Genomic DNA, 12,783 nt, shown 5'->3' with positions numbered 1-12,783 from the left:
CCGGCACGGGGATGCGGTCCGACCGCGGGGTCGGGTACCCGTGCCCACCTCTCGATTCTGTCCGCGCTCCGCGACTTCAGCCACCGCCTGTGGACAACACCCCGACGACGAGGGCCACACAATGCGACATATAGGTCATATTTACGCTTAGTCTGACATTGCGCTGTCCCCAGCAGTTGCGCTTTCTGTCCTCATGGTCTTAGGGAAGGACGGCCACCCACGTGCCTGCAGACCTCGCCGTCATCGGACTCGGTCACCTCGGCCTGCCCCTCGCCCAAGCCGCCGTCTCAGCCGGTATCCAGACCATCGGCTACGACACCGACCCCCGGGCCTTCGCGGAACTCTCCGCGGGCCGCACCCCCGTCGAGGGATCGCTCACCGCGTCCGACATCCGCCGGATGCTCTCCGGGGGTTTTCGCCTCACCACCAACCAGGCCGAGCTGGGCCGGGTCCGTACCGCCGTGATCTGCGCCCCCACCCCTCTGGGCCCCGACCGCACCCTCGACCTCACCGGCGTCGGCGACGCGGCCCGCGCGCTGGCCGCCCGGCTGCGCCCGCACACCACCGTGCTGCTGGAATCGTCCGTCCCCCCGGGCACCACCGAGAACTTCCTGCTCCCCCTCCTCGAAGAGGGCTCCGGGCTGCGCGGCGGACGCGACTTCCACCTCGCCCACTCCCCCAGCCGCCTCGATCCCGGCAACCGCACCCACGTCTACGCCAACACCCCCAAGGTCATCGGCGGCCTCACCCCCGCCTGCACCGAGTCGGCCGCCGCCTTCTACAGCCGGCTCACCGACAAGGTCGTCCGCGCCCGCGGCCCGCGCGAGGCCGAGATGGCGAAGGTCCTGGAGACCAACTTCCGGCACGTCAACATCGCCCTGGTCAACGAGATGGCCGTGCTCTGCCACGACCTCGGCGTCGACCTGTGGGACGTCATCCGGTGCGCCGAGACCAAGCCCTTCGGCTTCCAGCCCTTCCGCCCCGGCCCCGGCGTCGGCGGCCACGGCGTCCCGGTCGACCCGGGCTACCTCCCGTACAACAGCCGCACCCCCGGGCACCCGCTGCGGATGGTCTCGCTCGCCCAGGAGATCAACGACCGGATGCCGCAGTACGTGATCCAGCGCTGCGCCACCCTCCTCAACGAGCACGGGAAGTCCGTCCGCGGCGCCCGGGTCCTGCTCCTCGGCGTCACCTACAAGCCCGACCTCGCCGACCAGGAGGCCTCCCCCGCCCGCGAGATCGCCACCCGGCTGATGGACATGGGGGCCCAGATCGGCTACCACGATCCGCACGTCCTGGACTGGCGCGTACGCGAACTCCCGGTCCCCCGTGCCGATTCCCTGTACGAAGCGGCCTCCAGCGCCGATCTGACGGTGCTGCTCCAGCACCACCGCACCTACGACCTCCAGGGCCTCGCGGTGAAGGCGCAGCTCCTTCTCGACACCCGTGGCGCGACCCCGGCGGGGGCCGCGCACCGGCTCTGAATCAGCTCCCCGCTCAGTCCCCCCAAGGATTCCGGTGGGTCATTGTCGGAACCGACTGCTAGCCTGCGGCGTCACTCATCGCACATCCGTGCGCCACGTCCCAGGGGGAACCCACCATGAGCACGCCCGTACCACCGCCGAACCAGCCGTACGACGCCCAGCCCCAGCCCGGCAACCCGTATGCCGCGCAGCCCGGCCAGCCCCAGCCCGGCGCCCCGACCGGCAACCCGTTCGCGGGCCAGCAGCCCGGCGGCGGCGCACCGTTCGCCCCGGTGGCACCGGCTCGCAACAACGTGGGCCTCGGCATACTCGTGGCGTTCGTCGCAGCCCTCGTCGCGGCCGGGATCTACGGTGCGATCATCGGCGCCACGAAGCACGAGATCGGCTACGCGGCCGTGGGTGTCGGCGCCATCGTCGGCTTCGCCGCCGGCAAGCTCGGCGGTCGCAACCCCGCCCTGCCCGTCATCAGTGGCGCCCTCGCGCTGGTCGGCGTCTACCTCGGCCAGCTGCTCGGTGAAGCGATCATCATCAGCAAGCAGCTCCCGCTGTCGGTCACCGAGATCTTCTTCGACCACTTCAGCGACCTGAACACGGTGTGGAAGGAAGACTCCGACGCCCTCAGCTTCGTGTTCTTCGCGGTCGCCGCTGTGGTGGCCTTCTCCACGGCCCGCAAGACGTCCGACTAGTCACGGACAGCACGCAGGGACACACAGGAGGGCCCGGACCGCGTTCGCGGTCCGGGCCCTCCTGTCGTACAAGGAACAGTCAGCGACGGTGCTGCGAGTCCGCCACCGTCACCTCGACGCGCTGGAACTCCTTGAGGTCGCTGTACCCCGTCGTCGCCATCGCCCGGCGCAGCGCGCCGAAGATGTTCATCGAACCGTCGGGGGTGTGCGAGGGGCCCGTGAGGACCTCCTCGGTCGTCCCGACGGAACCGAGGTCGACCAGCTTGCCGCGCGGCACGTCCTCGTGGACGGCCTCCATGCCCCAGTGGCGGCCACGGCCCGGCGCGTCCGTCGCGCGGGCCAGCGGGGAGCCCATCATCACGGCGTCCGCACCGCAGGCGATGGCCTTCGGCAGGTCGCCGGACCAGCCGACGCCGCCGTCCGCGATCACGTGCACGTACCGGCCGCCGGACTCGTCCATGTAGTCGCGGCGGGCACCGGCCACATCGGCGACGGCGGTCGCCATCGGGACCTGGATGCCGAAGACGTTGCGCGTGGTGTGCGCGGCGCCGCCGCCGAAGCCGACGAGGACACCGGCCGCGCCCGTACGCATCAGGTGCAGGGCCGCGGTGTACGTGGCGCAGCCGCCGACGATGACCGGGACGTCCAGCTCGTAGATGAACTGCTTCAGGTTGAGCGGCTCGGCCGCACCCGAGACGTGCTCGGCGGAGACCGTCGTACCGCGGATGACGAAGATGTCCACGCCCGCGTCGACGACGGCCTTGGAGAACTGGGCGGTGCGCTGCGGGGAGAGCGCGGCGGCGGTGACGACACCGGAGTCGCGCACCTCCTTGATGCGCTGCCCGATCAGCTCCTCCTGGATGGGGGCGGAGTAGATCTCCTGGAGCCGGCGGGTCGCGGAGTCGACGGGCATCTCCGCGATCTCGTCGAGGAGCGGCTGCGGGTCGGCGTGCCGGGTCCACAGGCCTTCCAGGTTGAGCACGCCGAGGCCGCCGAGCTCACCGATGCGGATGGCGTGCTGCGGGGAGACGACGGAGTCCATGGGGGCGGCCAGGAACGGCAGCTCGAAGCGGTAGGCGTCGATCTGCCAGGCGATCGAGACCTCCTTCGGGTCGCGGGTCCGGCGGCTCGGGACGACGGCGATGTCGTCGAATGCGTATGCCCGGCGGCCGCGCTTGCCGCGCCCGATCTCGATCTCAGTCACGATGGTGTGGCCTTTCCCTCTACGTCTGCGCTGTCCAGTATCCCCGACACACACAGGAGGGGCGGTTCCGGGAACCCCGGACCGCCCCTCACCTGCGCTGTCGCGTTACTTCCTGCTGTAGTTCGGTGCTTCGACCGTCATCTGGATGTCGTGCGGGTGGCTCTCCTTGAGACCCGCCGAGGTGATCCGCACGAAGCGGCCCTTGCGCTCCATCTCGTCGACGGAGGCGGCGCCCACGTACCCCATCGTCTGGCGGAGACCGCCGACGAGCTGGTGCAGCACGTTGGCCAGCGGGCCGCGGTAGGGCACCTGGCCCTCGATGCCCTCGGGGACGAGCTTGTCGTCGGAGGACACCTCGGCCTGGAAGTACCGGTCCTTCGAGTACGAGCGGCCCTGTCCACGGGACTGCATCGCGCCGAGCGAACCCATGCCTCGGTACGACTTGAACTGCTTGCCGTTGATGAACTGGAGCTCGCCCGGGGACTCCTCGCAGCCCGCGAGAAGGGAGCCAAGCATCACGCTGTCGGCACCGGCGGCGAGCGCCTTGCCGATGTCGCCGGAGTACTGCAGGCCGCCGTCTCCGATGACCGGGATGCCCGCCGCACGGGCGGCCAGCGCGGCCTCGTAGATCGCGGTGACCTGCGGGACGCCGATGCCGGCGACCACCCGCGTGGTGCAGATCGAGCCGGGTCCGACGCCCACCTTCACGCCGTCCACGCCGGCGTCGATCAGGGCCTGGGCGCCGTCGCGCGTCGCGACGTTGCCGCCGATGACGTCGACGTTCACGGCCGACTTGATCTTCGCCATCCAGTTGAGGGCGTTGCTGTTGTGGCCGTGCGAGGTGTCGACGATCAGGAAGTCCACACCGGCCCCGGCCAGCGCCTGGGCGCGGTCCAGCGCCTCCGGGCTGGCGCCGACGGCCGCGCCGACGAGCAGGCGGCCCTCGGCGTCCTTGGCCGCGTTCGGGTACTGCTCGGCCTTCTTGAAGTCCTTGACCGTGATGAGGCCCTTGAGGATGCCCGCCTCGTCGACCAGCGGAAGCTTCTCGATCTTGTGGCGGCGCAGCAGCTCCATGGCGTCCACGCCGGAGATGCCGACCCGGCCGGTGACCAACGGCATCGGCGTCATGACCTCGCGCACCTGGCGCGAGCGGTCCGACTCGAACGCCATGTCGCGGTTGGTGACGATGCCGAGCAGCTTGCCCGCCGGGTCGGTGACCGGGACGCCGCTGATGCGGAACTTGGCACAGAGCGCGTCGGCCTCGCCGAGCGTCGCATCCGGGCTGACCGTGATCGGGTCGGTGACCATGCCGGACTCGGACCGCTTCACCAGGTCGACCTGGTTGACCTGGTCCTCGATCGAGAGATTGCGGTGCAGTACACCGACACCGCCCTGACGGGCCATGGCGATGGCCATACGGGCCTCGGTCACCTTGTCCATCGCTGCGGAGAGCAGCGGGATGTTCACCCGTACGTTCCGCGAGATGAGCGTCGAGGTGTCGACCGCGTTGGGCAGCACTTCAGATGCGCCCGGCAGCAGCAGCACGTCGTCGTATGTCAGCCCGAGCGTCGCGAATTTCTCGGGCACTCCGTCGACGTTTGCAGTCATGACACCTTCCCCAAATGGCCTTGATCGGTGCGGATGTCCATGCTAACGGCCTCCGGGGGTGTCTCATTCCATGGGCAAGATCACCTGGAGGTTCTGTAGCTTTCTACGGGACCCGGCAGGCCCCGGCTCACTGCTCCGCGAGGGCCCGAAGACGGCTGAGCGCACGATGCTGGGCGACCCGGACGGCACCCGGCGACATGCCGAGCATCTGTCCGGTCTCCTCCGCGGTGAGCCCGACGGCGACCCGCAGGACCAGCAGCTCGCGCTGGTTCTCCGGAAGGTTGGCGAGGAGCTTCTTGGCCCAGGCGGCATCGCTGCTGAGGAGCGCCCGCTCCTCGGGCCCGAGCGAATCGTCCGGCCGCTCCGGCATCTCGTCGGAGGGCACCGCGGTCGATCCCGGGTGCCGCATCGCGGCCCGCTGGAGATCGGCCACCTTGTGGCCGGCGATGGCGAAGACGAAGGCTTCGAAGGGCCTGCCGGTGTCCTTGTACCGCGGCAGCGCCATCAGCACCGCGACACAGACCTCCTGCGCCAGGTCCTCCACGAAGTGACGGGCATCACCGGGCAGCCGGTTCAGCCGGGACCTGCAGTAGCGCAGCGCGAGGGGGTGGACGTGGGCCAGCAGATCATGGGTGGCCTGCGCGTCGCCCTCGACGGCGCGATGCACCAGGGCACCGATCACCGTCGTTCCGTCCTCGCGCATCGAACCATGGTGCCCCGGCGCCGCGTCATCCGCGGCACCGCGTCCGTAGTTGTGCACTGAAGCGTTATGAGCGGGTGCGCCGGAAGTCATGTCCTGCGCCCTCCCCTTCCGCTCGACCGAATCGTTCCCGAGGAACTCCACGTCTCAAGGATGCGTCATCGGCCGGGAAGCGTCACATGCCGCCGGGGCGGCGGGCTGCACGGGCTGGGTACGAGCAGGTCGCGTCCGGGGACACGACCCGGCTCCGCACCCCTCGCCCGAGGTCGCCCCGTCCGCCCGCGAGCGGACGGGGGATGGATCGGCGGCCGGTCAAGGCCCGCCCTCAGCGGACCAGGCCCCAGCGGAAACCGAGCGCCACCGCGTGCGCGCGGTCCGAGGCGCCGAGCTTCTTGAACAGGCGCCTGGCGTGCGTCTTCACCGTGTCCTCGGAGAGGAACAGCTCACGGCCGATCTCCGCGTTGGAGCGGCCGTGGCTCATCCCTTCGAGCACCTGGATCTCACGCGCCGTGAGCGTGGGCGCCGCACCCATCTCGGCCGAGCGCAGCCGGCGCGGGGCGAGCCGCCACGTCGGATCGGCCAGGGCCTGGGTGACGGTCGCCCGGAGCTCCGCCCGGGAGGCGTCCTTGTGCAGATATCCGCGGGCCCCGGCGGCGACCGCGAGCGCGACACCGTCCAGGTCCTCGGCGACGGTCAGCATGATGATCCGCGCCCCGGGGTCGGCGGAGAGCAGTCGACGGACGGTCTCCACACCACCCAGACCGGGCATGCGTACGTCCATCAGAATCAGATCCGAACGGTCGGCACCCCAGCGGCGGAGGACTTCCTCCCCGTTGGCCGCCGTCGTCACACGCTCGACGCCGGGCACGGTCGCGACCGCGCGACGGAGCGCTTCTCGGGCAAGCGGGGAATCGTCGCAGACGAGAACGGATGTCATGACCGCCCTCCGAAGCTGATGCGCGTCACCTTGAGCCTCCAGGCTGTTACAAGTCGTCACCTGTGCGGTTGACGCTCTCGGACACTTGCCCGATCGCTTTCTCTGCCAACCGCCTCCGCCCTCTCAACGATGGTCACTCGAAAGAGTTACGGGTCGGACGACCGAGTTCGGCACTCTACGTGAGGGGTCGGCCACGGAGGAGAGCGCCACGGGGTTGTCCAGCCGTCAACCGAACCTTTTCAGGAACTTATGCACCATTTAGCGGGTTTTCTTCCCTTTTGCTGGTGTCTGTGGCTAGATTCGCAATCAGTCATATTTACATCTACTAACACCGTAGATGTACGGTCATGGGCACGGTACGACGGACGACCACGACACGGACGACCACGACGTTTCCGACTCAGCATGGTTTCGAGGGGACAAGCAATGGCAGATTTCTCCCGCCTTCCCGGACCCAACGCCGATCTGTGGGACTGGCAGCTGCTGGCGGCCTGCCGAGGGGTCGACAGTTCACTGTTCTTCCACCCCGAGGGGGAACGCGGAGCCGCCAGGAGCGCCCGCGAGACCTCCGCGAAAGAGGTCTGCATGCGATGCCCGGTACGCGCCGAGTGCGCGGCCCACGCACTGGCGGTACGCGAGCCCTACGGAGTGTGGGGCGGACTGACGGAGGACGAGCGCGAAGAGCTCATGGGCCGCGCCCGCAACCGGCTGATCACCGCGGCCGCACCCTCGTTCCCGCCCGGACACGGCTGACCCCCACCGCACTCCACAAGGGCAGAAACGTTTCTTCGGTCCGCTCGGGCCCGTGGGCCCGCCGGTGGATCCCTCAGCGTGCCGCCGCATGCGACAGCTGGTCCAGGGTGGCCGCCACGGCCGGGACCTGCGCCAGGTCCGGCAGGGTCAGCGCGACGATCTCGCGCTCGATGGCCGGCTCCACGGTGACGGTCCGGGCGCCCCGGGGGCGTACCGACTCGATCGCCAGCGCAGGCAGGACGGCCACCCCGAGGCCCGCGCCGACCAGGCCGATCACCGCCGGGTAGTCGTCGGTCGCGAAGTCGATCCGCGGGGTGAAGCCGGACGCCTCGCAGACCTCCACCAGCTGCCGGCGGCAGCGCGGGCAGCCGGCGATCCACGGCTCACCGGCGAGTTCGCCGATGCCCACCTCGGCCCGGTCCGCGAGCTCGTGGCCCTCGGGGACCAGTCCGATCAGCCGGTCGGTGAGCAGGGGGCGCACCACCAGGTCGTCCCACTCCGAGCCCGGCGTGCCGTACCGGAAGGCCAGCGCGATGTCGCAGTCGCCGTCGCGCAGCATCTCCACCGAGCGGGGCGGCTCGGCCTCGACCAGGGAGACCCTGGTGCCGGGATGGGCGGCCCGGAGCGCCGCGAGGGCGCCCGGGACCAGGGTGGAGCTGCCGCTCGGGAAGGAGACGAGCCGGACCCGGCCGGCCCGCAGCCCGGCGATCGCGGCGACCTCCTCCTCGGCGGCGGTGAGTCCGGCGAGGATGCCCGAGGCGTGGCGCACGAGCGCCTCACCCGCCTGCGTCAGCCGCATCTCGCGTCCGGTGCGGATGAGCAGCGTGGTGCCCGCCGAGGACTCCAGCGCCTTCATCTGCTGGCTCACGGCGGGCTGGGTGCAGCCCAGCTCGCGGGCGGCGGCGGAGAAGGAGCCGGTACCGGCCACGGCGCGCAGGACTCGGAGATGACGGGCTTCGATCACCCTTCGAATATAAGGGAATCTTGGGTCAGCTGCGAATTATCGACGTGCGACTTTGAGTCGGGAGTCGCTAGCGTTCGGGCATGACTGCGATGACTGTGCTGACCGTGAACGCGGGCCACCCCAGGGCGGCGTCCTGCACCGACGCCCCCGGCGGCATGACCGGGATCGACAAGCGCCCCGTCGAGGGGCTCGTACGGGTCTGCGACCCGGGTCCCGAGGGTGAGGGCGGCAGCGGGCTTGCCGGGGACGCGGTCTGCGACCTGCGCCACCACGGCGGCTCGCACCAGGCCGTGTACGCCTTCGCCCGCGAGGAGCTCGACGCGTGGGAGCGGGAGCTGGGGCGTCCGCTGCCCAACGGCTCCTTCGGCGAGAACCTGACCACGGGCGGTGTGACGGTCAGCGGCGCGCTGATCGGCGAGCGCTGGCGGATAGGTGCCGAGCTGGTCCTGGAGGTCACCTCCGGCCGGATCCCGTGCCGCACGTTCGCGGGCCACCTCGACGAGGAGCGCTGGGTCAAGCGGTTCACGCAGGCGGCCGTGCCCGGCGCGTACCTCCGAGTGATCACGCCGGGCAGCATCCGGGCCGGCGACCCGGTCGAGATCGTGCACCGGCCCGGCCACGAGGTGACGGTGGAGCTGCAGTTCCGGGCCGTCACGACCCGGAACGAGCTGCTGCCGCTGCTGCTTCCGGCAGGCGAGGCCCTGCACCCCGGGGCGCTGCGGAAGGCGCGCGCGTACGCGGCGCGTCAGGGGTGAACGGGCAGGGGTGGGCGGGTCGTCCGCAGGTGTGCACCGGGCACTAACGTGCCGCGTATGACGACTGCACTGATTACGGGCGCGACCGCGGGCATCGGGGCCGCCTTCGCGCGGCGGCTCGCGGCCGAGGGGCACAACCTCGTCCTGGTGGCCCGCGACACCGACCGGCTGCGGGAACAGGCCACCGAACTGCACGACCGGCACGGCATCGAGGCCGAGGTGCTGACCGCGGACCTGTCCCTCGACGACGGGATCGCCGCCGTCGAGGCCCGGCTGGCCGACCGCAAGGAGTCGGTCGATCTGCTGGTCAACAACGCCGGGTTCGGCAACAAGGGCCACTTTCTCGACGTCCCCATGGCGGATGAACTGGCGATGCTGAAGGTGCACTGCGAGGCGGTCCTGCGGCTGACCTCGGCTGCCGCGGCCGGTATGAAGGAGCGGGGCAGGGGCGGCATCGTGAACGTGGCCTCCGTGGCCGCGTTCGTGCCGCGCGGTACGTACGGGGCGTCCAAGGCGTGGGTCGTGCAGTTCACCCAGGGCGCGGCGAAGGACCTGGCCGGTTCGGGCGTTCGGCTGATGGCGCTCTGCCCCGGCTTCGTACGGACGGAGTTCCACCAGCGGGCCGGCATGGGCACGGGCAACATCCCGGGCTGGATGTGGCTCGACGCCGACAAGCTGGTGGCCACGGCCCTGGCGGACCTGGCGCGCGGCAAGTCGGTCTCGGTGCCGGACCCGCGGTACAAGGCGCTGATGGGGCTGGTGAAGCTGACGCCGCGCGGCCTGCTCGGAGGGATGACCTCCAAGACAGGCCGCAAGTACGGACCTCAGTGAGCGGCGGGTTACCGCACGCCGCTGCCCGCGTAGGCGCCGATGTTGGGGGCGCCGGGCTTGAGGCGGTTGCCGAAGTAGTCCTTGCCGCCGTTGTCCTCGATGACGGCTCCGGCGGCGAGGGCGGGCGAACCCGCGCCGAGCCGGAAGTCGTCCCGCAGCTTGGGGTCGGCCGTGATGCCGCCGGGGTTCGGGCGCGTCATGTCGATGCCGTAGAAGGCGTTGTGGTCGAAGGAGAGCCCGGCTGTCGGGTTCTTGAACGCGTAGCCGCCGGTGCCTTCGCTGACGAAGACGTTGTTGCGGATGGACAGTTCGTGCTGGGTGGTGGCGGGGCTGCCGGCGTCGTCCTGGACGAGGTGGCCGGGGATCTGCTCCTTGTTGTGGAAGGTGTTGTTGTAGATCTCGGTGCCGAGGATCGGGCCCCAGCAGTTCTGGATCAGGCGGGCGCCGTCATTGCGGCTGACGTTGTAGCGGGCGACCGTGCCGATGGTCTTCGCGCCGCTGTAGGGGCAGATCAGCAGGAAGCCGCCCTTGTTGTCGTGGCTGTAGTTGTACTGGAAGACGGTGTTCTGCGAGGCGCCGTCGGCGTCGAAGGACATGCCGTCGTGGGTGTTGCCGCCACCGGAGACCTCGTTGTACTCGACGGTCGTGTCGTCGGTGTTGAACGTCCAGATGCCCGCGTTGGCGGAGGGCGAGCGGAGCTGGAAGCCGTCGACCCGATTGTGGTCGACGCGGGCGCCGCTGGTGGTGTCGAGCTTCATGCCGTCGCCGGCCAGGGACTTCAGCGTGTTGTGGTGGATACGGACGCCGGTGCTGGGAGTCCACTCCCCCGGGTAGACGTTCGGGTCCTGCTGCCCGCCGACCAGGTCGCGCTTGGAGAACGTCGACTTGAAGTAGACGCCCTCACGGTCGACGTCCTCGATGCGGTTGTGGCCGATGTCCAGGCCGTCGTACCAACTGGCCTTCGCCGTGCCCTCGACGGCGATGTGGATGGCGCTGGAGCCGGAGACGGTCTTGTAGTCGCCGCCGCGGACGTCGTGGATGAAGAGGCCGCTGATGTCGAAGCCGCGGGCGACTCCGTAGTCGGTCAGGCGCAGGCGGACTCCGTTGCGCTCGCTGCCGGGGTTGTCGGCGTTGGTGATCTCCAGGGCCCTGAGGTGCACGTACTGCATGTTGGAGAGCAGGACGGTGTCGTGGGCGCCGGCTCCGTCGAGCCTGGCGCGGGCCGGTCCGTTGCCGTAGTCGGCGATGGTGAACGGTGCGTGGGCGGATCCGGTGCCCGTGGGCGCGAGGGTGCCGGTGCAGGTGGCGCCGCGCCTGAAGAGCAGCCGGTCGCCGGGCCCGTAGGGGTGCGCGTTGGCTTCGGCGAGGGTGGTCCAGGGATGCTGCCTGCTGCCGGTGGCCCCCTCCGGGGCGGCGCCGCAGTCGACGTGGAAGGTGCGGCCGGCGGGTGCGGCCTGCGCGGCGCTCGGGCCTGCGAAGGTCAGACCGGCAGCGGCAGTCAGGGCCGCGAGCGCCGCGGCGGTGACGCGATGTCTCACAATTCCTCCGTACGAACAGTCAGGGTCGGGGCGGGCCGGGAACGGCCTGATCGGCATCGCCGGGAATCCTGGACTCGGATTGATCGAACGTCAATGGATAGCGTTTGAATGATCGAAACTCCCATCGTTCGATCACGTTGGTCTAGGGTCGGACATCGGCTCCGGCACCGGCCGGGCCAGGGGCCGAGCCACACACTGCGAGGGGACTGCCGCTGTGCGCGAAAGTGCTGCTGAACGTCATGACCGCCTGCTCGGGCTGGTACGGGACCGGGGCTCCGCCCGGGTGTCGGACCTGGCATCGCAGCTGGGGGTCTCGCCCGTCACGGTGCGCCGGGACGTCGAGGACCTGGCCGGCCGCGGCCTGCTCGACCGGGTCCACGGTTCGGTGTCCTGGCCCCAGGACGCCGCCCCCGCCGCGGCGCCCGGCGGCGCGGGCAACGGCCTGGTCCTCGGCATGCTCGCACCCTCGGCGACCTACTACTTCGCCGAGGTCATCCGGGGTGCCCACGAAGCCGCAGCCCGGGCGGGCGCCAGGCTGATCCTGCGGATCTCCGACTACCGGCCGCAGGAGGACCACGCCCGCACCGAGGGGCTGCTCTCCGCGGGCGCCGAGGGCCTGCTGGTCGCGCCCGGCTGGCAGCACCCCGGCGACCCGTCGGCATTCGGCGACTGGATCAGCTCACTGCCCGTCCCGACCGTCCTGCTGGAGCGCATGCCCGCCGCCGGATCCCCCCTGGACGGCCTCGACCGCGTCTGCTCGGACCATGCGCACGGGGTGCTGCTGGCCGTGCGCCACCTGGTGGAACTCGGACACGGGGCGCCCCTGCTGATGGCCCGGGCGGACTCCCCGACCGCCCTCGCGGTGCGCTCCGGGTACGCGGAGGCGCTGACCGTGCTCGGGCTGCGCGCACCGCAGGACGTGATCGATTCCGTACCGGCCGAACTGGCGCCGGAGGCGTTCGAGCAAGCCGTGCAGGCACTGCGCGCGGCGGTCCGCTCGGGGGTGGCGACGGCAGCGCTGATCCACAACGACGTCGACGCGATCCAGGTGGTCCAGCGCCTGGCGGAGCTCGACGTACGGGTCCCGGAGGACCTGGCGCTGATCGCGTACGACGACGAGGTGGCGGCCCTCGCGGACACCCCGCTCACCGCCGTGGCCCCGCCCAAGCGCGAGGTGGGCCGCCATGCGACGGAGCTGCTGGTGGAGCGGCTGGGCCAAGGCGCCGGCGCCCCCCGGCGGCACATGACACTGCTCCCGCAACTGCGGGTCAGGGACTCCTGCGGAGCGCCCCTCCGGTAGGCACTCCCGGGGCTTCCGTACGC

At 70.6% G+C, this 12,783-nt stretch carries 12 protein-coding genes; 6 read left to right on the top strand and 6 right to left on the bottom strand.

Annotated elements, in window-relative coordinates:
* Window positions 1-221: 221 nt before the first annotated feature.
* Both SH922_RS24395 and SH922_RS24390 read left to right on the top strand, forming a co-directional pair.
* Window positions 222-1,484, top strand: coding sequence for a nucleotide sugar dehydrogenase (locus tag SH922_RS24395; protein WP_393059974.1), 1,263 nt, complete (start codon window positions 222-224; stop codon window positions 1,482-1,484).
* A gap of 116 nt (window positions 1,485-1,600) precedes the next feature.
* Window positions 1,601-2,170 (top strand): hypothetical protein, encoded by a 570-nt coding sequence (locus SH922_RS24390; protein WP_393059973.1) that lies wholly within the window; start codon window positions 1,601-1,603, stop codon window positions 2,168-2,170.
* A 79-nt stretch (window positions 2,171-2,249) separates the two neighbouring features.
* Here the strand turns inward: SH922_RS24390 and SH922_RS24385 are convergent, their stop codons facing one another.
* The 4 genes from SH922_RS24385 to SH922_RS24370 all read right to left on the bottom strand — a co-directional run bounded on the left by SH922_RS24385 (window position 2,250) and on the right by SH922_RS24370 (window position 6,619).
* On the bottom strand, window positions 2,250-3,374 hold the full coding sequence (locus SH922_RS24385; RefSeq protein WP_093692739.1) for a GuaB3 family IMP dehydrogenase-related protein: 1,125 nt from the start codon (window positions 3,372-3,374) through the stop codon (window positions 2,250-2,252).
* Between the two features lie 105 nt (window positions 3,375-3,479).
* On the bottom strand, window positions 3,480-4,982 hold the full coding sequence (guaB, locus tag SH922_RS24380; protein ID WP_393059972.1) for an IMP dehydrogenase: 1,503 nt from the start codon (window positions 4,980-4,982) through the stop codon (window positions 3,480-3,482).
* A 127-nt stretch (window positions 4,983-5,109) separates the two neighbouring features.
* Window positions 5,110-5,685, bottom strand: coding sequence for a sigma-70 family RNA polymerase sigma factor (locus SH922_RS24375; protein ID WP_148020273.1), 576 nt, complete (start codon window positions 5,683-5,685; stop codon window positions 5,110-5,112).
* Between the two features lie 322 nt (window positions 5,686-6,007).
* A complete protein-coding gene (locus SH922_RS24370) occupies window positions 6,008-6,619 on the bottom strand; it encodes a response regulator transcription factor (protein WP_003948568.1) in 612 nt (203 codons plus the stop codon).
* 426 nt (window positions 6,620-7,045) lie between these two features.
* On the opposite strand from SH922_RS24370, the gene SH922_RS24365 reads away from it, so the two are divergent.
* Entirely contained in the window at window positions 7,046-7,372 is a 327-nt protein-coding gene (locus tag SH922_RS24365; protein ID WP_393059971.1) for a WhiB family transcriptional regulator, read from the top strand.
* Between the two features lie 73 nt (window positions 7,373-7,445).
* On the opposite strand, the gene SH922_RS24360 is transcribed toward SH922_RS24365, so the two are convergent.
* Window positions 7,446-8,336 (bottom strand): LysR family transcriptional regulator, encoded by an 891-nt coding sequence (locus tag SH922_RS24360; RefSeq protein ID WP_393059970.1) that lies wholly within the window; start codon window positions 8,334-8,336, stop codon window positions 7,446-7,448.
* An 89-nt stretch (window positions 8,337-8,425) separates the two neighbouring features.
* Here SH922_RS24360 and SH922_RS24355 point away from each other — a divergent pair, with 89 nt between their 5' ends.
* Together SH922_RS24355 and SH922_RS24350 are read left to right on the top strand one after the other, a co-directional pair.
* The gene (locus tag SH922_RS24355) at window positions 8,426-9,091 is read left to right on the top strand and encodes an MOSC domain-containing protein (RefSeq protein ID WP_393063675.1); all 666 of its coding nucleotides are present in this window, start codon (window positions 8,426-8,428) and stop codon (window positions 9,089-9,091) included.
* A gap of 57 nt (window positions 9,092-9,148) precedes the next feature.
* On the top strand, window positions 9,149-9,922 hold the full coding sequence (locus SH922_RS24350) for an SDR family NAD(P)-dependent oxidoreductase (protein WP_393059969.1): 774 nt from the start codon (window positions 9,149-9,151) through the stop codon (window positions 9,920-9,922).
* 8 nt (window positions 9,923-9,930) lie between these two features.
* Here the strand turns inward: SH922_RS24350 and SH922_RS24345 are convergent, their stop codons facing one another.
* A complete protein-coding gene (locus SH922_RS24345) occupies window positions 9,931-11,460 on the bottom strand; it encodes a right-handed parallel beta-helix repeat-containing protein (protein ID WP_393059968.1) in 1,530 nt (509 codons plus the stop codon).
* Between the two features lie 214 nt (window positions 11,461-11,674).
* Here SH922_RS24345 and SH922_RS24340 point away from each other — a divergent pair, with 214 nt between their 5' ends.
* Window positions 11,675-12,760: a substrate-binding domain-containing protein gene (locus SH922_RS24340; protein ID WP_393059967.1), complete on the top strand. Its 1,086-nt coding sequence runs from the start codon at window positions 11,675-11,677 to the stop codon at window positions 12,758-12,760.
* Window positions 12,761-12,783: the final 23 nt, after the last annotated feature.

This window comes from Streptomyces sp. LN549, from assembly GCF_043203805.1.
Lineage (GTDB): Bacteria > Actinomycetota > Actinomycetes > Streptomycetales > Streptomycetaceae > Streptomyces.
This window is presented reverse-complemented; position numbering and strand designations above follow the sequence as displayed.